2 protein-coding genes are annotated in these 1,400 nt (G+C 43.6%); one reads left to right on the forward strand and one right to left on the reverse strand.

Going from position 1 to position 1,400, the window contains the following annotated elements:
• On the forward strand, positions 1 to 260 hold a 260-nt coding region (locus OSCI_RS10595; RefSeq protein ID WP_039962101.1), incomplete at its 5' end, for a hypothetical protein.
• Positions 261 to 495: 235 nt separating this feature from the next.
• Here OSCI_RS10595 and OSCI_RS10600 read toward each other — a convergent pair.
• On the reverse strand, positions 496 to 1,209 hold the full coding sequence (locus tag OSCI_RS10600; protein WP_007354933.1) for a GUN4 domain-containing protein: 714 nt from the start codon (positions 1,207 to 1,209) through the stop codon (positions 496 to 498).
• Between the last annotated feature and the right edge of the window lie 191 nt (positions 1,210 to 1,400).

Genomic DNA, 1,400 nt, shown 5'->3' on the forward strand with positions numbered 1-1,400 from the left:
AGGGGGAAGAGGGGGAAGAATGGGAAGAATGGGAAGAAGAGAATAGAATCAGCGAGTTTGGTGGAACTCAGAACATCTTAAACGATGAAAGCGGTTGCTATAACACTGGGAGTTGCCCTAATCGACGAAAGCGGTTGCTATATCACCATAAGGTAAAGCCCCGCAGGATAGTTATATTATCCCTGCGGGGCTTTAGTTTTGAAGTGGCGATCGCCGCTGGAAGTTCGATCGGGGAGGTTCTACAATCGATCGGTTCATGAACTAAAAAGAACAGATAAAATATGTCATTTTTAAACCTAAATAATCAACAGCAAGTAACAATCCGCACCCTTAACAACCAAACAACAAACAAACAACAAATGTGTTTACCAGCAAAGACACCAACATTTATTGTTTCGCCCTGCTTCTACAGCATCATCCGCGCTCAACAGAGCAGGTGTGATTATCATTTTTGTATGAAGATTGAAGCTATAGACTAGCGATCGCCCCTATCACCTATCCCAACCACACTGGATGTGACAATAAAGCCGCAAACGGTTGTTTTCCTCGCAACTGATTTGACAGCGGCAAATGCCCTCTCGGAGCACTCAAATCCCAGATAAACTCATTTGGGTAACGAGTCCAATTATTCCCCTGCTTCCACCCAATTTGCGGCCAAAACTTATCCCAATTTTTGCCCACAGCTAGCCAAATTTCCCGCTGTACTGAAAAGCCAAACTTACCCTCTGAGTGAACTAGCCATAGCAGATTAATTGTTTGCAAATCTGCCGCCGGTAAACTTTCAATCTGAGTAAAATACAACCACTTTCTCTTGATCGCCGTCTCTCCGGCTAATTCACACATCTTTTCCAATGTCAAGCGATCGGCTTCTTGAAATTCCTGCTTAGCTAGCAATTGTTGTAACAAAGTGTAATCAATCCCAGAATGCGATCGCAACGGTACGACACCTGTAGGAAAATGAGTCTGGAGAAAGTCTGCCGCCTTCGGCAAATTAGCGTTATACAAAATTTGGTAAGCCTTACCATCCACCATCGTCGGAGGTGATAGCTTACGCTCTAGTAAAAATTCCATTAACACATCCAAACTGCCCTCGGCTATCTGTTGCAGCAGTTGCAGTTGATTTTTTTCGGAACCAGACCTTAATTTAGAACTGAGTTCTGTTATATTCGGCGATGCTTCTGGCGTAGAGGTAGTAGTCGAGTCAATCATAAAGAGCTTGCATCAGCTATCAGCTTTCAGCTATCTGCTTTCAGCTAAAATGTAGTTCGATCTCATTGTACAATAGCTTTTAAATCCCTGTTAATAATTTAACAGGAGTTACCGATTAAATCTCAAACTCCAATCCCCCATACTCCCTTAAGAAGGGGCTAGGGGCTAGGGGCTAGGGGCTAGGGGAAGAA

Origin of the sequence: Kamptonema sp. PCC 6506 (genome assembly GCF_000180455.1) — a bacterium.
Taxonomy (GTDB): domain Bacteria; phylum Cyanobacteriota; class Cyanobacteriia; order Cyanobacteriales; family Microcoleaceae; genus Kamptonema; species Kamptonema formosum.

What these genes read in the sequence shown, in the direction of transcription:
- OSCI_RS10600 (WP_007354933.1), bottom strand. Translation starts at nt 1,209, where the DNA reads ATGATTGACTCGACTACTACCTCTACGCCAGAAGCATCGCCGAATATA.